This window comes from Bradyrhizobium sp., assembly GCF_028868675.1.
GTDB lineage: Bacteria > Pseudomonadota > Alphaproteobacteria > Rhizobiales > Xanthobacteraceae > Bradyrhizobium.
In genome coordinates, this window is the sequence record NZ_JAGWUA010000003.1 from 41,410 (window position 1) to 61,729 (window position 20,320).

Annotated in this window: 17 protein-coding genes and 1 pseudogene; 10 read left to right on the top strand and 8 right to left on the bottom strand. The window is 67.3% G+C overall.

The genetic code is table 11. The features are described 5' to 3' along the window. Positions 1-7: 7 nt before the first annotated feature. A complete protein-coding gene (locus tag KGM94_RS01025) occupies positions 8-1,627 on the bottom strand; it encodes an FAD-binding dehydrogenase (RefSeq protein WP_300253972.1) in 1,620 nt (539 codons plus the stop codon). A gap of 452 nt (positions 1,628-2,079) precedes the next feature. On the opposite strand from KGM94_RS01025, the pseudogene KGM94_RS01030 reads away from it, so the two are divergent. The 3 genes and pseudogenes from KGM94_RS01030 to KGM94_RS01040 all read left to right on the top strand — a co-directional run. Continuing rightward, positions 2,080-2,169 (top strand): annotated as a pseudogene (locus KGM94_RS01030) (globin); the annotation flags it as partial. A 41-nt stretch (positions 2,170-2,210) separates the two neighbouring features. After that, positions 2,211-2,891: a transglutaminase family protein gene (locus KGM94_RS01035; protein ID WP_300253973.1), complete on the top strand. Its 681-nt coding sequence runs from the start codon at positions 2,211-2,213 to the stop codon at positions 2,889-2,891. 302 nt (positions 2,892-3,193) lie between these two features. Continuing rightward, positions 3,194-3,592, top strand: a complete 399-nt coding sequence (locus tag KGM94_RS01040) for a hypothetical protein (protein WP_300253974.1) — start codon at positions 3,194-3,196, stop codon at positions 3,590-3,592. A gap of 170 nt (positions 3,593-3,762) precedes the next feature. Here KGM94_RS01040 and KGM94_RS01045 read toward each other — a convergent pair whose 3' ends face one another. Genes KGM94_RS01045 through KGM94_RS01060 form a run of 4 tightly spaced genes read right to left on the bottom strand, consistent with a single transcriptional unit; the run spans position 3,763 to position 7,117 of the window. Then, positions 3,763-4,503 carry an ABC transporter ATP-binding protein gene (locus KGM94_RS01045; protein WP_300253975.1) on the bottom strand — a complete coding sequence of 247 codons (741 nt, stop codon included), beginning with the start codon at positions 4,501-4,503 and terminating at the stop codon, positions 3,763-3,765. After that, positions 4,496-5,263, bottom strand: coding sequence for an ABC transporter ATP-binding protein (locus KGM94_RS01050; protein WP_300253976.1), 768 nt, complete (start codon positions 5,261-5,263; stop codon positions 4,496-4,498). Before KGM94_RS01050 ends, KGM94_RS01045 begins: the two co-directional genes overlap by 8 nt. Continuing rightward, positions 5,256-6,203 carry a branched-chain amino acid ABC transporter permease gene (locus tag KGM94_RS01055; RefSeq protein ID WP_300253977.1) on the bottom strand — a complete coding sequence of 316 codons (948 nt, stop codon included), beginning with the start codon at positions 6,201-6,203 and terminating at the stop codon, positions 5,256-5,258. The genes KGM94_RS01050 and KGM94_RS01055 overlap by 8 nt, the downstream gene beginning before the upstream one ends. Then, positions 6,200-7,117 (bottom strand): branched-chain amino acid ABC transporter permease, encoded by a 918-nt coding sequence (locus KGM94_RS01060; RefSeq protein ID WP_300253978.1) that lies wholly within the window; start codon positions 7,115-7,117, stop codon positions 6,200-6,202. Before KGM94_RS01060 ends, KGM94_RS01055 begins: the two co-directional genes overlap by 4 nt. Before the next feature lie 374 nt (positions 7,118-7,491). Here KGM94_RS01060 and KGM94_RS01065 point away from each other — a divergent pair, with 374 nt between their 5' ends. Beyond that, positions 7,492-8,385, top strand: coding sequence for a shikimate dehydrogenase (locus tag KGM94_RS01065; RefSeq protein ID WP_300253979.1), 894 nt, complete (start codon positions 7,492-7,494; stop codon positions 8,383-8,385). A gap of 113 nt (positions 8,386-8,498) precedes the next feature. On the opposite strand, the gene KGM94_RS01070 is transcribed toward KGM94_RS01065, so the two are convergent. Beyond that, a complete protein-coding gene (locus KGM94_RS01070; RefSeq protein ID WP_300253981.1) occupies positions 8,499-9,671 on the bottom strand; it encodes an ABC transporter substrate-binding protein in 1,173 nt (390 codons plus the stop codon). A 360-nt stretch (positions 9,672-10,031) separates the two neighbouring features. On the opposite strand from KGM94_RS01070, the gene KGM94_RS01075 reads away from it, so the two are divergent. Both KGM94_RS01075 and KGM94_RS01080 read left to right on the top strand, forming a co-directional pair. Beyond that, positions 10,032-10,271 (top strand): hypothetical protein, encoded by a 240-nt coding sequence (locus tag KGM94_RS01075; RefSeq protein WP_300253983.1) that lies wholly within the window; start codon positions 10,032-10,034, stop codon positions 10,269-10,271. Between the two features lie 122 nt (positions 10,272-10,393). Next, positions 10,394-11,668 (top strand): NAD(P)/FAD-dependent oxidoreductase, encoded by a 1,275-nt coding sequence (locus tag KGM94_RS01080; RefSeq protein WP_300254006.1) that lies wholly within the window; start codon positions 10,394-10,396, stop codon positions 11,666-11,668. A 63-nt stretch (positions 11,669-11,731) separates the two neighbouring features. Here the strand turns inward: KGM94_RS01080 and KGM94_RS01085 are convergent, their stop codons facing one another. Beyond that, entirely contained in the window at positions 11,732-13,408 is a 1,677-nt protein-coding gene (locus KGM94_RS01085; RefSeq protein ID WP_300253985.1) for an ATP-dependent DNA ligase, read from the bottom strand. Next, complete coding sequence (locus KGM94_RS01090; protein WP_300254008.1) at positions 13,405-14,439, bottom strand: ligase-associated DNA damage response exonuclease; 1,035 nt, start codon at positions 14,437-14,439, stop codon at positions 13,405-13,407. Before KGM94_RS01090 ends, KGM94_RS01085 begins: the two co-directional genes overlap by 4 nt. A 63-nt stretch (positions 14,440-14,502) precedes the next feature. Here KGM94_RS01090 and KGM94_RS01095 point away from each other — a divergent pair, with 63 nt between their 5' ends. From KGM94_RS01095 to pdeM, 4 genes are all read left to right on the top strand, one after another. After that, complete coding sequence (locus KGM94_RS01095; protein ID WP_300253987.1) at positions 14,503-15,429, top strand: methyltransferase domain-containing protein; 927 nt, start codon at positions 14,503-14,505, stop codon at positions 15,427-15,429. A 129-nt stretch (positions 15,430-15,558) separates the two neighbouring features. Next, positions 15,559-16,788, top strand: coding sequence for an ABC transporter substrate-binding protein (locus KGM94_RS01100; RefSeq protein WP_300253989.1), 1,230 nt, complete (start codon positions 15,559-15,561; stop codon positions 16,786-16,788). Between the two features lie 186 nt (positions 16,789-16,974). After that, positions 16,975-19,548, top strand: coding sequence for a ligase-associated DNA damage response DEXH box helicase (locus KGM94_RS01105; RefSeq protein ID WP_300253991.1), 2,574 nt, complete (start codon positions 16,975-16,977; stop codon positions 19,546-19,548). Positions 19,549-19,579: 31 nt separating this feature from the next. Further along, positions 19,580-20,278 carry a ligase-associated DNA damage response endonuclease PdeM gene (gene pdeM, locus KGM94_RS01110; protein ID WP_300253993.1) on the top strand — a complete coding sequence of 233 codons (699 nt, stop codon included), beginning with the start codon at positions 19,580-19,582 and terminating at the stop codon, positions 20,276-20,278. Positions 20,279-20,320 lie beyond the last annotated feature (42 nt).

The following is a 20,320-nucleotide window of genomic DNA, read 5'->3' on the forward strand; positions in this document are numbered from 1 at the left end:
CTCAATTTCAAAGGAATGCGGTTCTACCATCGATCGCCGCCGCGGCGATGCGCCCCGACAGGATGCAGCCGCCGAGGAACGTTCCCTCCAGCGCGCGCAAGCCATGGACGCCGCCGCCGCCGAAGCCGGCCGCCTCGCCCACGGCATAGAGGCCCTCGATGGGCCGGCCGGCCGCGTCGAGCACCCGGCTCTGCAGGTCCGTCACGATACCACCGAGGCTCTTGCGGCTGATGATGAATTCACGAACCGCGATCAGCGGCAATGCCTTGGCGTCGTCGATCGGCTGAAACTTGCACAGCCGGATGCGGTCGCCGCGATACTGGCGCAGCGCCGCGATGCGGCGGAGCTGCTCGTCGTTCATCAGGCTCGGCCCGCGGGCGATGGTGGCGTCGTAATGCGCAACCGCATCCTCGACCAGGTCGCGCTGCACCGCCTGGTCGCCCTGCAGGGCGTTCATCTTCTCGACCAGCTCCGGTAGCGTCCGGGCCGTCACGAAGTCCTGGCAATTTTCCAGCATCTCGGTCACCAGCCAGCGGTTGCCGAGCAGGACGTCGCGCAAGAAGCCGAGCCGCCTCTTCTCGCGGATCGAGGGATTGTGCTCGGCGCCGGAGACCGCGAGCTCCTTCAGCGCGATGCGCATGTTCATGAGCTGCCAGGAGTATTGCCGCTCCTGCGCGCAGATGTCGGTGACCAGCCGCCGCGTGTCGAAGCCCGAGACCAGCGGCTGCGGCCCGATGCGCTCGCCGCGCCAGTTGAGCCAGAGCGCCGAGCGCGGCGGCACCAGCGACAAGCCGTGGTTGGCCTTGCGCGGGCGGGGATGATGCACGCCCGCGGCATAATTCCACATGTTGTCCAGATGCGTGAGCACGCCGCCGGCAGCCGCCACCGCGTCGTGCAGGCGACCGTCGGCAAAGCGATGCGAGCCGTTCAACAGCTCGGCGGGCGGCTTGCCCCAGTCGCGGTGCCAGTTCTGCCTGACGCGGTCGAGATCGCCGTTGATGCCGCCGGCCGCCACCACGATCTGCTCGGCATGCGCCTCGAACGGGGCGCCGCTCTCCTCGTCCAAGCCGGCCGCACCTTCGATCCGGCCGCCGCGCGTGAGAAGCCGCTCGACGCGGCGGTTGAAGCGCAGCGTGAGGCGACCCGCATTGCGGTGTCCGCGCAGCGCAGCGATCAGAGCATCCGCCAGCCCCTTGCCGGTGCCCCAGGCCACGTGAAAGCGGGGCACGGAATTGCCGGGACAGAATTCGCCGCGCTCGACCCAGTTGACGACAGGCAGGAAGCTGACGCCAAAACCGCGCACCCAGCGATGGACGTCGGCGGTGCAGCGCTGCACGTAGGCCTCGGCCCAGGCCTTCGGCCAGCGATCCTCCGCCCCGAAGGCGGCAAAGCTGAACCAGTCGCGCCTGGCGAGATCGACGGAATCGCGGATGCCCTGCCGGCGCTGCTCCGGCGAATCCACGAAGAACATGCCGCCGAAACTCTCGCGGGCGAGCCCGCCGAACACGCTGTCGCGGTCGCGATCGACGAGCAGCACGGATTTTCCGCCGTCCAGCAGGTCGAGCGCAGTCGCGATCCCCGCGATCCCTCCGCCGATGACCAGTACATCGCTGCGATCCTGCTGCATCCGATCAAGCCCCCCTGTGCGACCGGGTTTGGTATCATGGCCGGGGGGACCGGGAAATTGGTCCAGATCAATCACGGCGGCAGAGAACCCGCGCTTCTGGTGTTCCGGACGCGCCGCAGCGCTCGCGGCGATGCGAAGCATCGTCCGGCGTGCTGCTGCACAGAGCCGGCCGCAACGCTCCGCAAATTTGGCGTGGCGTGCTTCTCGTGACATGTTTCTCGTGACGTGCTTCTCGCGACATGGGTCCCGGCTCTGCAGCGCCCCGCCGAAGAAGCGCTGCGCTGCGTCCGGGGCACGCGATCGTGGTTCGGGCGATGAAGGAGGAGTTCGGGACGTCGCTTCTACGGTCGAATTCGGAGGCTCTGAGTCCTATGCGTCAGGCCACGGCCGGTGCGACGCGGAGGACGGACGCAGCGTTTCAGCACAAAGGGTCTGCCGTTCGGCAAGTGAACATTTGCGCCATGCACGCTGCCGACCTGGCGTCGATACGGCGGGTCCTTGAGAACTATCTTACCGCATGGACCGGCGGCCCCAGGCTTTTCGAGAATTGAATTCGGCCCCGGGCGCCTGCTAAGCTCTCTCCATGACCGAGATTCTTCCCGACGCGCTCCGGCGGCTCTACACCGCTCCCGGCGAATATATCGACAGCGACCATCCCGCCGTGCAGGATTTTGCCAGGGCCGCGGTGCCGGCCCAGGCGACCGACCGCGAGAAGGCGAGCCTGCTTTACAAGGCGGTGCGCGACGGCGTCCGCTACAATCCCTACGTCGACACGAGCGCGCCGGAGACGTTTCGCGCCTCCGACGTGCTGGCGGCCGGGCAGGGCTATTGCGTCGGCAAGGCGGCGCTCTACACCGCAGTCTGCCGGGTGCACGGCATCCCGGCCCGTGTCGGCTTCGCGGACGTGAAGAACCATCTCACCACCGAGAAGCTGCGCCAGAGCATGGGCACGGACATCTTCTCCTGGCACGGCTTCACCGAGGTGTTCGTCGACGGCGCCTGGCGCAAGGCGACCCCGACCTTCAACGACACGCTCTGCGCCAAGCTCGGCGTGGCGCCGCTCGATTTCGACGGCCACAGCGACGCGCTGCTGCATCCGTTCGACGGGGCGGGCCGCACCTACATGCAATACGTCAACGACCACGGGACCTATCACGACGTGCCCGCGAAATTCATCATGCGGGAGATGGCGCGTGACTACGCGCAGATGCAGGGCGAGGATCTTTCGGGCCGAGACATGGAGAAGGAAGCGGCGGAAGGCTGATGTTTTGAGGCACGCCGTCATTCTCCTCACGTCGCCGTGAAGCTGCTTCGTCGGACCCGTTCCGACGAAACCCCCGGTCCGTGCGACGAAGCCATTTTCCGCGCCGCACGACAACCGCCGGAAAGACGGCGCGCCTATCATGGCTGCATTGGTCGACAATGGAGTTTGATCATGTGGGATTATCTCTTCAGCGTGCTCTACCGCCTGTCCCGCCGCGCCACCCTGATGCAGATCGGCGCGCACAGCCTCGGTTGAGACTATCTATTTAGGTAAGATGGACTGACCAATAGATGGGGTTTGACGTGCGCAAGCTGGTCCTGATCGCCGCAATGTCCCTGCTTGCCGGCCAGGCCTTCGCCGGACAACCGCGGAGCCTCAGTCTGGCGTCGTCTCCTGCGACGCAGGCGACCGAACAATCGGCGGCGCAACCGGCCGGGCAGACGACGGCGGACACGGCGACGACTGGTCCGGCCGCCGCTGCCACGACCGTGGCGCCCGCCACCGCCGCGCCGGCGCCGGCGGCAGTGCCGCGGCCCGCGATCGTGCCGTCGCAGACGACGACAGCCGCGGCTCCCGCCGCAACGCCGGTTGCGACGACCGAGCCGGTCAAGCCGGCGGTCACGCGCAGGCCGAAGCGGCGCGAGCCGTCCCTGGAAGCGCGCGTGATCCGCGAATTGCATCGCAACGGCATCTATTGGTGATTGGGAAGCGATGATCTCGTCAGAAATGTCGTCCCGGCGAAAGCCGGGACCCATATGTGGAAGCTATCGATCGCGAATGGTGCCAATCCCGAACGACGAATCTTCGCCAAACTTCTTCCTGGGGTTATGGGTCCTGGCGGTCGCCAGGACGACACCGTGGAATTGGCACCCTAAATCCCGAGATAGCGGTGCTGCAGCTCCGGATCGGCCATCAACTGGTCGGATGTGCCGCTCCACACGGTCTTGCCGCGCTCGATGATGTAGTGGCGGTCGCAGATGCGGGCGAGGTGGTGGACGTTCTTGTCGACCACCAGGATCGACTGCCCGCGCTTCTTCAGGAGCGACAGGCAGTTCCAGATCTCCTCGCGGATCAGCGGCGCCAGCCCCTCGGTGGCCTCATCGAGGATCAGGAGCTTTGGATTGGTCATCAGCGCGCGGCCGATCGCGAGCATCTGCTGCTCGCCGCCGGAGAGCTGCGTGCCCATGTTGGCGGCGCGCTCGTCGAGCCGCGGGAACAGATCGTAGATCGCCGCGAGCGTCCAGGGATCCTTGCTGGCGAAGCGGTCGGCGGCGGCCGCCATGAGATTTTCGCGCACCGTGAGATTGGGGAAGATCTGGCGCCCCTCCGGCACGAGGCCGAGGCCGAGCTTTGCGATCCGGTACGACGGCAGCGTGCGCACCTCCTGGCCCGCGACGCGGATCGCGCCCGACCGTGCCGGCGTCAGCCCCATGATGGAGCGGATGGTGGTGGTCTTGCCCATGCCGTTGCGGCCCATCAGCGAGACCATCTCACCCGACTTGACCGACAACGACAGTCCGAACAGTACTTGGGAGAGCCCGTAGCAGGTCTCGATGTCCTCGACCTCGAGAAGCGCGGTGTCAGCCGATTGATCAGCCAATCGATCAGCCATGGCGTGTCACCACGTGCTGGTCGCCGAGATAGGCGCGCCTGACCTCCTCGTTCTGGCGGATCGCGGCCGGATCGCCCGATGCGATGAGGCGGCCGTAGACCAGGACCGAGATGCGATCGGCGAGCGCGAACACCGCCTCCATGTCGTGCTCGACCAGCACGATCGAGACCTCCTTGCGCAGCTCCTGCAGCAGCTTCACCATGCGCTGGGATTCGGTGGCGCCGAGGCCGGCCATCGGCTCGTCCAGCAGCAGGATCTTCGGCCGGCTCGCCAGCGCCACCGCAAGCTCGAGCTCGCGCCGCTCGCCATGGCTGAGCCTGGACACCACGATGTCGGCGCGATGCGACAGCCCGACGCGGTCGAGCGCGGCGTGCGCGGCCTCACGCAGGCCCCTCTCCCTGCGCGCATCGGCGAAGAAGCGGAAGGAGGTGCCGGCATGCGCCTGCGCGGCGAGGGCGACATTGTCGGCCGCGGTGAAATCCAGCAGCAGCGAGGTGATCTGGAACGAGCGCGCCAGCCCCAGTGCGCAGCGGCGATGGGCCGGCAGATAGGTGATGTCGAGGCCGCCCAGCGAGATGCTGCCGGCGTTCGGCGGCAGATGCCCGGTGAGCTGGCTGATCAGCGTGGTCTTGCCGGCACCGTTGGGGCCGATGATGGCGTGCAGTTCGCCTTGCGCGACGTCGAGCGAGACGTGGTCGGTCGCGACGATGCCGCCGAAGCGGCGCACCAGTCCTTCGACGCGGAGCAGCGGTTCAGCCACGGTCGAGCCTCCCGAGCAGACCCATGATGCCGCCGCGGCCGAACAGCACGATCACGAGCAGCAGCGGGCCCATGATCAGCGCCCAGTATTCGGTGACCTGCGACAACAGCTCTTCCAGCACGAGATAGACCACCGCGCCGATCACCGGGCCGAACAGCGTGCCCATGCCGCCGAGGATCACCATCACCATGAGATCGCCGGAGCGGGTCCAGTACATCACGGCGGGGCTGACGAAGTCGGTATTGTTGGCGAGCAGCGCCCCGGCAAGCCCGCACATCGTGCCCGAGATGACGAAGCAGACGAGCCGGTAGCGTCCGGCCGGAAAGCCGATCGCCTGCATGCGCTGCTCGTTCGAACGCAGCCCCTGCACCACGAGGCCGAAGCGCGAATTGACGATGCGCCAGATCAGCGCGATGACACCGAGCAGGCAGGCGAGGCAGAGATAGTAGAACTGCACCCGGTTCGACAGGTCGACGAGACCCGCGAAGGCGCTGCGCTTGTAGACGGTCAGCCCGTCGTCGCCGCCGTAGCGCGCGAGTCCCGAGGCGACGTAATAGGCCATCTGCGCGAAGGCGAGAGTGATCATGATGAAGTAGACGCCGCGGGTGCGCAAGCTGAGCGCGCCGATCACGAGCGCATAGATCGCGGACGCCGCGAGCGCCACCGGCCACTGCACGAAGCCCGAACCGATGCCTTCCTGCGCGAGGATGCCGACCGCATAGCCGCCGATGCCGAGATAGGCGGCGTGGCCGAAGCTCGTCATGCCGCCATAGCCCATGATCAGGTTGAGGCTGGCCGCGGCCAGCGCCAGGATGACGATGCGGGTGAACAACGTGAGGATGAAGAGGTTGCCGGAGAGCTGCGAATAAAGCGGCAGCAGCAACAGGCCCGCCAGCATCAGCGCCGTGACCGCCCGGCTCGCGCTGAACGCCTTGCTCATCGGCGGTTGGCTGGAAACAGCCCCTCCGGCCGCACGACGAGCACGATCGCCATCAACAGATAGATCAGCATCGAGGATAGCGCGGGTGCGGCGGTGGACGCCGCCGTGGAGCTCAGCACCTGCCGCAAGAGATTGGGCAGGAAGGCGCGGCCCATCGTGTCGATCATGCCGACGAAGATTGCGGCCAGGAACGCGCCGCGGATCGAGCCGATGCCGCCGATCACGATGATGACGAAGGCGAGGATCAGGATGTTCTCCCCCATGCCGATCTGCACGGTCAGGATCGGCGCCTGCATCAGCCCGGCAAGGCCGGCGAGCGCGGCACCCAGGCCGAACACCAGCGTGTAGAGCAGCTTGATGTTGATGCCGAGCGCGCCGATCATCTCGCGGTTGGAGGCGCCGGCCCGGATCAGCATGCCGATGCGGGTGCGCATCACGCCGACATAGAGCAGCAGCGCCACGACGAGCGCGACCGCGATGATGGCGAGACGATAGGCCGGATAGTAGATGCCGGACAGGATCGGCACCGGCACGGTGAGCCAGGCCGGCAGCGGCAGTGCCAGCCCCGCCGGGCCCCAGATCAGCCGCACCGCCTCGTTGAAGAACAGGATCAGGCCGAAGGTCGCGAGCACGTGGTCGAGATGATCCCGCCCGTAGAGCGGCCTGAGCGCCGTGACCTCGAGCACGATGCCGAGCAGCAGCGTCGCCCCCAGCGCCAGCAGCGCACCGAGCAGGAAACTGCCGGTCCATGCGGCGAAGGTCGCGGCGAAATAGGCGCCCATCATGTAGAGCGAGCCGTGCGCGAGGTTGACGAGATCCATGATCCCGAACACCAGCGTCAGCCCCGCGGCGAGCAGAAACAGCAGCAGCCCGAACTGCAATCCGTTCAGGAATTGTTCGACGACGAGCAGCATGAACGCTCTTTCAGGCGCGCCTGCGGTCGCGCCGATGTTCGGTCGCCGACGACATCAATGAAAGAGCTCCCCTGCCTCTTCAAGGCAAAATCGGTACCGGCAGTATCGTTCCGACGCAAGACCGATTTGGTGCCGCGCGTGCACTTTGTTGCATCCGCGGTGCCGAGCGATGCGGCGGAATGGATAGCGGCGCTGATTGGGTCAACCTGCCGCCCCCGTCCTCATCCGGTCGGAATGCCCGTGATGGTGACGGGTACCATCGGCGGGGCGGCAAAACTGTGTTAGGCGGAGGACAAGCTATCGTCGCGTCTGGAATCGCGGCGACGTTCGCGCAAGACCGTGTCAGGAAACATCCCGCGAGACGACCGAGAGCCATGTCGACGCGCCGGCCCGCCGCCAAGAAACTCCTCACCGGCCTGATCGGTGCACCGATTGCGCACTCCGCCTCCCCAGCGATGCACGAGCGGGCCGCCGAAGCGCTCGGACTGCGCGGCCACTACCAGCTCGTCGAGGTCGCCGGCGCCGACGCCGCCGGGCTGCGCATGATGCTCGAGGGAGTGCGGCGGCTCGGCTTTGCCGGCGTCAACGTCACCTATCCCTACAAGGAGGCGGTCGTTCCGCTGCTCGACGAGCTCGCTTCCGGCGCGGCCGCCATGGGCGCGGTCAACACCGTCGTCGTGAGGGACGGCCGGCTGGTCGGCCACAACACCGATACCACGGGATTTGCGCGCGCCGTGACGCCGCTGCTCGGCGCTTCCGGGAACCGCATCGCGGTGATCGGCGCCGGCGGCGTCGGCAAGGCGATCGCCTTCGCGCTTGCCGGCCTGAAGGTCGAGGACATCCGCATCGTCGACAGCGAACCGGCGCGGGCCGAAAATCTCGCCGCCCTGCTGCAGGCGACGGATGGCGTCATGGCGGCAGCCAGCGTCGAGGACGCGCTGCGCGGCGCCACGGGCCTCGTCAACGCCACGCCGGTCGGCATGCTGCCGAACCGGGCGACGCCGGTCCCCGCAGCACTGCTGCATGACGGATTGTGGGTCGCCGACGCCGTCTATTCGCCGCTGATCACGCCGCTGCTCGCGGCGGCGCAAGGCAAGGGCGCGCGCATCATGACCGGGCGCGCGCTCGCGATCTACCAGGCCGCCGACGCCTTCGAATTGTTCACCGGCCTCGCACCATCGATCGAGGTCATGGGCGAGGCCTTCGACGAGGTAATGGCGGCGCGAAGCTCCGCCTATCACGCCGCCGAGCCCGTGATCGGTGCGTAGCGCCGGATGAGGGGATACTCTCCGCAAATCCGGGTCTCACCGTGTCCGCGGATACAGCCCCCGACCCTCTCCCCGCGAAGATGTTCAGAGCGGGAAGAGGGAGAGGAGAGCGCTCACTTCATCGGGCACTTGTCGTGGAAGTGGTCCTGGTCGTCCTTGACGATGGTGGCCATCGTCTTGAGCGAGAGCTGGCCGTTGGCATCCTTCACCACGTCCTGAAGATAGAAGTTCTGGACCGGGATGTGGTTGTTGCCGAACTTGAACGGGCCGCGGACCGACTTGATGTTGGCCTTCTCCATCGCGGCCTTCATCTCGTCCTTCTTGGAGGTGTCTCCCTTGACGGCGATCACGGCGCTGTTGATGAGCTGGGCCGCGTCATAGGACTGCGCACCATAGAAGCTCGGGCGCACGCCCGGATATTTCTTGCGGTAATCCTCGACGAACTTCTTGTTCTGCTCGTTCGGCAGGTCGTTGACCCATTCCTGCGCGCCGGGAACGCCGAGCGCGTTCTCCTTCTGCAGCGGAAGCGTCGTCTCGTCGATGGTGAAGGCGGTGTAGAGCGGCATCTGCTGCTTGAGACCGGCCTGCGTGTACTGATTGAGGAACTGCACGCCGGCCGCGCCCGGATAGAACGCGAAGATCGATTGCGCGCCCGATGCGCGCGCCTTGGAGAGCTCGGCGGAGAAGTCGAGCTGGCTCGGCCAGACCGTGTATTCCTCGCCCTTGACCTCGCCCTTGAACGTGCTCTTCACGCCGGCCAGCATGTCCTTGCCGGCGGCATAGTTCGGGCCGATCAGGAATACCGACTTCACGCCCTTCTGGTTCATGTAGAGGCCCATCGCGGCGGGAGTCTGGTCGTTCTGCCAGGACACCGAGAACACATAGGGCGAGCATAATTCGCCGGCGAGCTGCGAAGGACCGGCATTGGCGACGACCATCATGGTCTTCGAATCCATCACGGGCTTCAGCGAAGCGAGCAGAACGTTCGACCAGATATAGCCGGTGATGAAATCGACCTTGTCGGACAGGATCAGCTTCTCCGTCTTCTGCTTGCCGACGTCGGGCTTGAAGGTGTCGTCCTCGTAGATCACCTCGACCGGCTTGCCGCCCATCTTGCGCCCGAGATGGTCGAGCGCGAGCTCAAACGAATTGCGCATGTCGTTGCCGATCACGGCGGTCGGGCCGCTGAACGTCGAGACGAAGCCGATCTTGATGGTGTCGCCGGCGAAAGCCGGGCTCGCCAGCGCGAGCGCGGCCGCTCCCGCAAGCCAGAATGCCGTCCTCATGACTATCCCTCCTCATTGTTCCCGCCGCACGATGCGGCGGCCCCGGTTCGGGAAGCTGTCGCTTCGATCGCCGGTTTCTCCGTTGTTACGGCTTCCCGCGCAGAAAGGTGAGGCAACGGCCTCTAAGACCTTCGACGCATGCAAACCTCTATGCACCATAGTTCGTCCTGTTCGTCCATTGCAAGAATTATAGTGCCGGTGAGACAGTCCGCCCTCTGCGACGGAAAGGCGAGCGGCCACAGCACATTACGGGAAAACCCGGCAATCCGCCGTCGCTGTGCTCCGCGTGGTGCGCCGGCGCATTCACGGGCACTTAACGCGGTTCCGGCCAGGATGACGGTCCTGGAGGGGGGACATGTCATGCTGATGAACGAAAAGACCGCGCGCACCAAATGGTGCCCGATGGTGCGTATCGAGGGCGGCAACCGCCACTACAACACCATGACGGACGGCTTTGCGAATTCCGAGAACACCTATCATTGCATCGCAAGCGATTGCATGGGGTGGCGGCAATTCCACATCTCGTTCATGAAGGGCGGCGCGGACGGCATGCAGCCGCACGGCTATTGCGGCTATGCCGGCAAGCCGGAGCTCGACTGAGGCGCAGGAAGAACCGGAACACGATACGCTTCGTCTATCGATCGGCAAACCGCTATTGGACCCAAGGCGCCGCGGCGCCATTATCGGGAGCACGCCAGGTGCTCGAACCAGGGGTCCATCGCATGACGCCGCATCCGCCGGAATTGCATCGCATCGTGATCGTCGGGGCCGGCTTCGGCGGGCTGGAGGCGACCTATCGCCTGGCGGGCGCGCCGGTCGCGATCACGCTGATCGATCGCCGCAACCATCATCTGTTTCAGCCATTGCTCTACCAGGTCGCCACCGCTTCGCTCGCGACCAGCGAGATCGCCTGGCCGATCCGCTACCTCCTGCGCGACCGGCGTGAGGTGACGACGCTGTTTGCGACCGTGACGGGCGTCGACGCCGCGAGGCGCCGCGTGTTGCTGGAGGACGGCAGCGAGGTCCCCTACGACACGCTGGTGCTCGCGACCGGTGCACGCCACGCCTATTTCGGCCATGACGAATGGGAGAGATGGGCGCCGGGCCTGAAGACGCTGGAGGATGCCACCACGCTGCGGCGTCACATCCTGGTCGCCTTCGAGCGCGCCGAGCGCGAGACCGATCCGGAGCGGCGCGCGGCGCGGCTGACCTTCGTCATCGTCGGCGCGGGGCCGACCGGCGTCGAACTCGCCGGCACCATCGCCGAGATGGCCCATCACACCCTGCCGTCCGACTTCCGCAACATCGACACCCGCAAGGCGCGCGTGGTGCTGATCGAGGCGGGCCCGCGCGTGCTCGCGGGCTTCGGCGACGATCTCTCGGCCTACGCACAACAATCGCTGGAGAAGATCGGCGTCGAGGTAGTGCTGGGCCAGCCGGTCACCGAGATCGACCGCGACGGCGTGGTCTATGGCGGCCAGCGGCTGGATGCGAAGACCAAGATCTGGGCCGCCGGCGTCCGCGCCTCGCCCGCCGCCGAATGGCTGGGCGCGCCGGCCGACCGCGCCGGGCGCGTGCAGGTCGAGGCCGACCTCACCGTCGCCGGCCATCCCGAGGTTTTTGCGATCGGCGACACCGTCACGATCGACGCCTGGAACGGCAAGCCGGTGCCCGGCATCGCGCCGGCCGCCAAGCAACAGGGGCGCTACGTCGCCGAGACCATCAAGGCGCGCCTGCGCGGCAAGACCACGCCGCCGTTCCGCTACAAGCACGCTGGCAGCCTCGCGCAGATCGGCAAGCGGCTCGCCGTGATCGATTTCGGCAGCATCAAGCTGCGCGGCGCGATCGCCTGGTGGATCTGGGGCATCGCCCACATCTACTTCCTGATCGGCCTGCGCCACCGCATGGCGGTGGCGCTGAGCTGGCTGTGGATCTATGTCCGCGACCAGCGCGCCGCGCGCCTGATCACGCAGGGCTCAAGCAAGGTGGTGGGGTGATTTTCCTCTTCCCTTCTCCCTTTGCGGGAGAGGGAGCACCTCCACCGGGACGATAATCGTGGCTCATCGCTGCACGGCTGAGGCCTCAATCTCCGCTGTTTCCGCCTTCAGCATCCGCTCAAGCGTCTCCAGCCGGTCCGCCTCGCGCGGCGGCTTGTCCCAGCGCAGCCGGCTGATGCGGGGAAAGCGCATGGCGACGCCGGACTTGTGCCGCGGCGAGCGCTGCAGGCCCTCGAAGGCCACCTCCAGCACCAGCCCCTTGTCCGGCTCGTGCACGACATGGCGCACGGGGCCGAATTTTTCCGTGGTGTTGCGGCGGACGAAGCGGTCGATCTGCAGCAGTTCCTCGTCCGTGAAGCCGAAATAGGCCTTGCCGACCGGCACCAGTTCGTCGCCGCTCTCACCCATCGTCCAGACCCCAAAGGTGTAGTCGGAATAATAGGACGAGCGCTTGCCGTGGCCGCGCTGCGCATACATCAGCACGGCGTCGATGACGTGCGGATCGCGCTTCCACTTCCACCATTGGCCCTTCGGCCGGCCCGGCAGATAGGGCGCCTCGCGGCGCTTCAGCATCACGCCTTCGACCGCGTCGGCATCCTCGCCCGCGCCGGCGGCGGCCGGATTGGCGCGCGCGGCCGTGAGTTGATCCCAGGTCGCGAAAGGAATCGTCGGCGACAGATCGATCCTGACGTCGCCGAGCTTCTCGACGAAGGTCTCGAGATGCTTGCGCCGCGCTTCGAACGGCAGTTCGCGCAAATCGTTTTCGTCGTCGCCGAGCAGATCGTAGGCGCGCAGATGGATCGGAAACTCCCTGACCAGTTTCGGCGAGACGACCTTGCGGTTGAGCCGCTGCTGCAGCACGTTGAAGCTCTGCACGCGGGCCTCGCGCACGACCAGGAGCTCGCCGTCGATCGCGCCGGGCAGGTGCAGCGACGGCAGCAAATCCGGAAAGCTCTGCGTGATGTCCTCGCCGCTGCGCGAATAGAGCCGCGCCACGATGTGGCCCCGCGCGTCGCGCCCGGCGACCGCCTGTACGCGGATGCCGTCCCATTTCCACTCGGCGATGTAGTCGCTCGCGTCCATGCCGGCGAAGTCGGTGTTTTCGACCGCATGCGCCAGCATCACCGGGCGGAACGGCGCGGGATCGCGGTTGACCGGCTTCTCGCCGCGGCCTTCCAGCCAGGCGAACAGGTCGAGATAGGGCGGGCTGAGCCCTGGCCAGATCAGCTCGACGTCGTGCGGGTCCTCGTCGCCCAGCGCAGCCGCCGCGGTCTTCGCCAGCCGCGCGGAAACGCCGATGCGCATGGCGCCGGTGACGAGCTTCAGGAGCGCCCAGCGGCCGGTCTCGTCGAGCTCGTCGAGCCAGCGCGAAAGCTGTTTCGGTAGCTCGGTCTTGCCGAGCGTACGCAGCCTGGCGACGACCTCGGTCAGCGTCGGCGGGGGAGGATTGTTGTGGGCGATCAGCTCGGTCTTCGGCCACATCAGCGCTACCGTCTCGGAGAGATCGCCGACGTAGTCATATGACAGCCCGAACAGGACGGGATCGGTGCGCGCGGCGATGAGGTCGCGGATCAGCGCCGGCTTTGCGTGCTTGAAGCTGAGCGCGCCGGTGAGCGCGGCGAGCGCATAGCCGCGGTCGGGATCGCTGGTCTCGCGAAAATAGCCGGTGACCAGCCGCAGCTTGTTGGTGCGGCCGGGTTCGTAGGCGAGGCGGTCGAGCAGCTCGGCGAAGCGGTTCATACCTCGGCCTCGCTTGCGAGCGCCGTCTCGCTCTCCTCATCGCCATAGCCGACGAGGTCGAGCGGCTGCGCCCGCAGGCCCTGGGCCTTACACCAATGCACCAGCGCGTCCTCCTGGCCGTGGGTGACCCAGACCTCGCCGGCGCCGGTCGCCGCGATGGTCGCGGTCAGGCCGTCCCAATCGGCGTGATCGGAGATCACGAGCGGCAGCTCGACGCCGCGCTGCCGAGCCCGCGCGCGCACCCGCATCCAGCCCGAGGCGAAGGCGGTGACGGGGTCGGGGAAGCGGCGGGTCCAGAGATCGGAGGTGGCGGACGGCGGGGCGAGGGTGATGGTGCCGGCGAGGTCGGCCTTCTTCATGCCGCGCGCGGGGCGCAGTTCGCCGAGGCTGACGCCGCGGCTCGCATAGTACTGCGTGATCGCCTCCATCGCGCCGTGCAGATGGATCGGAGCGTCATAACCTTGCTGGCGCAAGAGCGCGATGACGCGCTGCGCCTTGCCGAGCGAATAGGCGCCGACCAGATGCGCCCGTTCCGGAAACAGCGCGACGGAGGCGAGCAGCTTCTTCACCTCGTTCGCCGCGTCGCCGTGCCGGAACACCGGCAGGCCGAAGGTTGCCTCCGTGATGAAGACGTCGCAGGGCACGAGCTCGAACGGCGCGCAGGTGGGATCGCGGGCCTCCTTGTAGTCGCCGGAGGCGACGATGCGGGTATCCCCGCATGTCACCGCGATCTGCGCCGAGCCCAGCACGTGGCCGGCCGGATGAAAGGCGACGCCGACGTCGCCGAGCCGGATCTCCTCGCCGTAAGCGATCGCCTGCGTCGAGCCGGCAAAGTCCTCGCCGTAGCGCAGCCGCATCATGTCCAGCGTTTCCCGCGTCGCCAGCACCGCGCCGTGGCCGGCGCGGGCGTGGTCGGAATGGCCGTGGGTGATCAGCGCCCGCGCAACGGGGCGCACGGGGTCGATATGGAAGCCGCCCGGCTTGCAGCAGAGGCCGGCGGCAGTTGGCAGCAGGATGTCTTGCGGGCGCATTTCTGTCATATAGGCTGCGCTCCGCTTCATTCGAGTCATCTGCCCGCGCGTTCCGGTTCCGCTATGCCGCTCCGCCTTTTCCTGTCCTCCGGCGACCTGATGGCCGACCGCCGTTTCGAGTTCGCGCGCGACCTGCAGCTCAAGGGCGACCTGCCGGCCGCCGCCGATCTCCTGGAGCAGGCGATCGAGCTCGCACCGGATTTCACCTCGGCCTGGTTCACCCTCGGCGAGATCCGCGAGAAGCTGGGCGAGCGCGACAAGGCCATTACCGCGTTCCGCGAGGCGCGGCGGATCGATCCCGGCGACCGGCATGGCGCGAGCCTGCATCTGATGCGGCTCGGCGACGCGGAGCTCGCCGACATGCCCAGGGCCTACGTGCAGGCATTGTTCGACCAGTATGCGCCGCATTTCGAGCATGCGCTGATCGACGACCTCGGCTACCGCGCGCCGTCGCTGATCTTCAAGGCGGTGCTGGCGGCGCGCGTCGCCGCGAAGAAGCCGGCGCTGTTCAAGCGCGCCATCGATCTCGGCTGCGGCACCGGGCTTGCCGCGGCGGCTTTCGCCAGGCAGGTCGATCATTTCACCGGCATCGACCTGTCGCCCGGCATGATCAAGGAGGCGCGCGCAACCGGCCTCTATGCCGAGCTCGAGGTCGCCGACATGATCGAGGGCCTGCGGGGCAAGGCGGACGCCGGCGCGAACCTGATCGTGGCGGCCGATGCGATGGTCTATCTCGCCGATCTCGGTGCCGTGCTGTCCGAGGCGAGGCGCGTGCTCGCCGCAGGCGGCGTGCTCGCCTTCACGCTGGAGACCCATGACGGCAAGGGCGTGGTTCTCGGCGAGGGTCTGCGCTATGCCCACGGGGTGGAATATGTGCGCGACGCGATCGCGAAGGCCGGACTCCGGCTCGTGACGCTGGAGCCGGCCTCGCCGCGCAACGAGAACAACGAGCCGGTGCGCGGTCTCGTCGTCGTCGCCGAGAAGACGTGAGTCCAAAGACTTGAGTCTAGACGCTAGGCGAAATGCGATGAGCGGCATTGCGTCGCAAAGCGTCGTGTTCCCACTTGCGACGCATGGCCCAATGCGCACTATGGCGCGCGTTCAGGGAGATTCATGCCAATGACCAAGCATCCATCGCGGCGCGATTTCAGCGCCGCCGCGCTCGCCACGATCGCCGCGTCCACTCTGCCCGCGCCCCATGTCTGGGCGGCGGAAAAGAAATATGATGCGGGCGCGAGCGACACCGAGATCAAGCTCGGGCAGACCGTGCCGCATTCCGGTCCCGGCTCGCTCTACGGCGTGCTCGGCCGCGTCGGCGAAGCCTATTTCCAGATGCTGAACGAGAAGGGCGGCATCAACGGCCGCAAGGTCAAGTTCCTCACCATGGACGACGCCTACAGCGCGCCGAAATGCGTCGAGGCGACGCGGCGGCTGGTCGAGCAGGAGGAGGTGCTGGCGCTCTACGGCTCGCTCGGCACTGCGCCGCAGACCGCCGTGCACAAATATCTCAACTCCAAGGGCGTGCCGCAGCTCCTGCTCAATACCGGCGCGTCCAAGTGGAACAATCCGAAGGAATTCAAGTGGACGATGGCGGGCCTGCCGCTCTATCCGACGGAAGCGCGCATCCTCGCCAAGCACGTCGTCAGCGTGAAGCCGAATGCGAAGGTCGGTATCCTCTACCAGAACGACGATTTCGGCCGCGACTTCCTCGGCCCGTTCAAGAAGGTGCTGGCCGATGCCGGCGGCACCGCGCAGGTGATTTTGGAGCAGACCTACGATCTGACCGATCCGACCATCGACTCCCAGCTCATCAATCTCTCGAAGTCGGGCGCCGACGTCTTCTACAACATCACCACCGGCAAGGCGACGTCGCAGTCGATCCGCAAGGTGGCCGAGCTCGGCTGGAAGCCGCTGCATCTGTTGTCGGCGGGCTCGACCGGCCGCTCGATCCTCAACGCCGCGGGCCTGGAGAACGCCGCCGGCATCGTCGCCATTCGCTACGCCAAGGAAGTCGGCGTGCCGCGCTGGGAGAAGGATCCCGACGTGATGGCCTTCGAGGATCTGCGCAAGAAGTACCTGCCCAACGTCGATCCCGACAACACCATCGCCTTCGCCGGCTACGGCCAGGTGGTGACGATGGCCGAGATCTTGCGCCGCTGCGGCGACGATCTCACCCGCGCCAACGTGCTGAAGCAGGCCGCGTCCCTGGCCGGCTTCCACTCGCCGTATTTCCTCGACGGCATCGCCTACAGCTACACGCCCGAGGACTACACGCCGATGAAGACGCTCTACATCTCGATCTTCAACGGCAAGGACTGGGACATCTCCGACAAGCCCGTGACGGAGTAGGTCAGGCAACAGGCGCTCCCCGGATGCAGCGCAGCGCGCCGCCCTTGCGGCGTGGTGCGCTGCTGATCCGGGGGCCATCGGCGGCGTAGGTCCCGGCTCGGCGGCGCGGCGTTGCACGCTGCACCGCGTCCGGGAGAGAGCATCCGCCCCTCGACGAATGCGCGCCCACGGCTTACCTCTTGTGCCGTGCCGCCAAGAACCCTCACCGTTTCGGCCGAGCCGGCCGTGCTGCTGCCCGACCGCTTCCTGCAATGGTTCGCGGCCCGCGGCTGGTCGCCGCGCCCGCATCAACTGGCGCTGCTGGAGAAGGCGCGTGACGACCGTTCGGCCCTGCTGATCGCGCCGACCGGCGCCGGCAAGACGCTCGCGGGATTCTTGCCGACGCTGGTCGAGCTGTCGTCTCCCTCTTCGATGGCGGCAGATGGCAGGAGCTTCATTTCCACTGGCCGCACCCTGCAGCGCTCGCGCGGCCTGCACACGCTCTACATCTCGCCGTTGAAGGCGCTCGCCGTCGACATCGCGCGCAATCTGGAGCGGCCGATTGCCGAGATGGGACTGCCGATCAGGGTCGAGACTCGCACCGGCGACACGCCGGTGTCGCGCCGCCAGCGGCAGCGGCGCTACCCGCCGGACATCCTGTTGACCACGCCCGAGCAGCTCGCGCTGCTGATCTCCTCCGACGACGCGCCGTTCCTGTTCTCCTCGCTGAAGCGCGTCGTGCTCGACGAGCTGCATGCGCTCGTCATCTCCAAGCGCGGCGACCTCCTGTCGCTCGGCCTGGCGCGGCTGTGGCGGCTCGCGCCGCAGATGCGCGCGATCGGACTGTCGGCGACCGTGGCCGAGCCGGACTCGCTCGCGCGTTTCCTGATGCCGCAGCCGGAGGGCAGGGCGGTCGCCGCCGACATCGTCATCGCCGGCGGCGCGGCGCCGCCTGTCGTCGAGATGCTCGACACACGCGAGCGGCTGCCCTGGGCCGGACACTCCGCGCGCCATGCGCTCGCCGAGGTGTACGAGCTGATCAAGCAGAACAAGACCACGCTCGTCTTCGTCAACACGCGCAGCCAGGCCGAGATGCTGTTCCAGGAGCTCTGGCGCATGAACGACGACGGGCTTGCGATCGCGCTGCATCATGGCTCGCTCGACGTCGCGCAGCGCCGCAAGGTCGAGGACGCCATGTCGGCGGGAAAGCTGCGCGGCGTGGTCTGCACCTCCTCGCTCGATCTCGGCGTCGATTGGGGCGACGTCGACCTCGTCATCAACATCGGTGCGCCCAAGGGGGCTTCGCGCCTGATGCAGCGGATCGGCCGCGCCAACCATCGTCTCGACGAGGCCTCGCGCGCGGTGCTGGTGCCGGCCAACCGCTTCGAGGTGCTGGAGTGCGCCGTCGCGATCGACGCGATCGCCGAGAATGCGCAGGACACCCCGCCGTTGCGAACCGGCGCGCTCGACGTGCTGGCGCAGCACGTGCTCGGCTGCGCCTGCGGCGAGCCGTTCCTGTCCGACGAGCTCTATGCCGAGGTGCGCTCGGCCGCGCCCTATTTCGGCCTGGCGCGGCAAGACTTCGACGACGTCGTCGATTTCGTCGCCACCGGCGGCTATGCGCTGAAGAGCTATGAGCGCTTCGCCCGCATCAAGCAGGACAGGCAGGGGCGCTGGCGCGTCGCCAATCCGCGCGTGCGGCAGAGCTATCGCCTCAATGTCGGCACCATCGTCGAGGAGCCGATGCTGAAGGTGCGCCTGGTGCGTTCGCGCGCGACCGGAGCCGGATCGACCGGCGCGATCGCGCGCGGCGGCCGCGTGCTCGGCGAGATCGAGGAATATTTCATCGAGGGCCTGAGCGCCGGCGACACCTTCGTGTTCGGCGGCGAGGTGGTGCGCTACGAGGCGCTCGCCGAGGACCAGGTCTATGTCTCCCGCGCGCACGATTCCGATCCCAAGGTGCCGTCCTACATTGGCGGCAAGTTTCCGCTCTCGACCTATCTCGCCGAGCGCGTGCGCCGCCTGCTCGACGACCGGCGTGCGTGGGGCGCTCTCCCTGAGCAGGTGCGCGACTGGCTGTCGCTGCAGAAGGACATCTCGCGCGTGCCTGCCGTGCGCGAGCTGCTGGTCGAGACGTTTCCGCGCGGCAACAAGCATTATCTCATCTGCTACCCCTTCGAGGGACGGCTCGCGCACCAGACGCTCGGCATGCTGCTCACGCGCCGGCTGGAGCGCGCCCGCGCCCGCCCGCTCGGTTTCGTCGCCAACGAATACGCGGTCGCGATCTGGAGCCTGGGCGACGCCGCCTTCATGGTCCGGCACGGCCAGCTCGATCTCGACGCGCTGTTCAGTCCCGACATGCTCGGCGACGATCTCGAGGCCTGGCTCGCCGAATCCGCGCTGATGAAGCGCACCTTCCGCAACTGCGCCATCATCTCCGGCCTGATCGAGCGCCGCTTCACCGACGAGGAGAAGAAGAACCGGCGGCAGGTGCTGTTCTCGACCGATCTCGTCTACGACGTCCTGCGCAAGCACCAGGCCGACCACGTGCTGCTGCGCGCCGCGCGCGCCGATGCGGCCACGGGCCTGCTCGACCTGCGCCGGCTCGGCGACATGCTGGCGCGCATCAAGGGCCGCATCACCCACCGGGAACTCGACCACGTCTCCCCCCTCGCCGTCCCCGTGATGCTGGAAATCGGCTGCGAGTCGGTCTATGGCGAAGCGGCAGACGAGCTCTTGGCGGAAGCTGCCGAGGAGCTGGTCAGGGAAGCGATGTCGTAGAGAATTTGCCGGTGGGCGCGTTGATCTATCCATGACGGGGCAGGCCATGGGCTTAACCGCGCTGACGCGCACGATCGACGTTGCGAACGTGACCTTCACCGCCGACCTCTCCGGCGCGCTGTATTGGGACGAAGAGCGCCTGCTCGTCGTTTCCGACCTGCACCTGGAGAAGGGCTCGAGCTTCGCCGCGCGCGGCGTGCTGCTGCCGCCCTACGACACGGTCGCGACGCTCTCCCGACTCGCATCCGTGATCGCGTGGCACGATCCGCGCGTCGTGATCGCGCTCGGCGACAGTTTTCACGACCGCGCCGCGCATCAGCGGCTGTCGCCCGGGGATCGCGAAGCGATGGCGGCGCTGCAGGCGGGCCGTGACTGGATCTGGATATCCGGCAATCACGATCCGGCGTTGCCGCGCGATCTCGGCGGCACGGTCGCCGACGCGGTCGCGATCGGCCCCGTCACCTTCCGCCACGAGCCGACCGGGGGGGCCGGCGAGATCGCCGGCCACCTGCATCCCAAGGCGCGCGTCACCGCGCGCGGCCGCTCGATGGAGCGGCGCTGCTTCGCCTCCGACGGGATGCGCGCCGTGATGCCCGCCTTCGGCGCCTATGCGGGCGGCCTCAGCATCCGCGACGCGGCCTTCGCGCGCGTGTTCGGCGAGCGGCACTTCACCGCGCATCTGCTCGGCGACAATCGCCTGCACGCCATCGCCGCGTCGCGCTGTTGTTGAAGCCGTCATTGCGAGGAGCGATAGCGACGAAGCAATCCAGAC